The following is a 258-nucleotide window of genomic DNA, read 5'->3' as shown; positions in this document are numbered from 1 at the left end:
ATTTTAAATAAAAAGATAAAAGCGAGCAGCGCAAGTGCAGTCTTTACGCCATTACGCGCGAAGAATGTTTTAAAAGGATCAAGTACAGTAACAGCCAACCATGCTGCAACTTTAGTTAATTGTGTTTGCTTACCTAGCGCCAGCTTTTGCCGATAAATACGTTCTAGTTCAGCATGAACAACTTCGCGGTTAGATTCAGGTTCTTTTGCCCAAAATACACAACTCATAAGTAATAACATCACAATAGCTAAAAAGTAA

At 37.6% G+C, this 258-nt stretch carries 1 protein-coding gene; it reads right to left on the bottom strand.

Going from position 1 to position 258, the window contains the following annotated elements:
* The coding region (locus P8629_RS12240; RefSeq protein ID WP_278166380.1) for a hypothetical protein at positions 1–258 on the bottom strand (258 nt) is incomplete at both ends.

Origin of the sequence: Hydrogenovibrio sp. 3SP14C1, assembly GCF_029625905.1 — a bacterium.
GTDB lineage: Bacteria > Pseudomonadota > Gammaproteobacteria > Thiomicrospirales > Thiomicrospiraceae > Hydrogenovibrio.
Note: the sequence above shows the minus strand (reverse complement) of the source record. Positions and strands in the feature narration are given on the sequence as shown.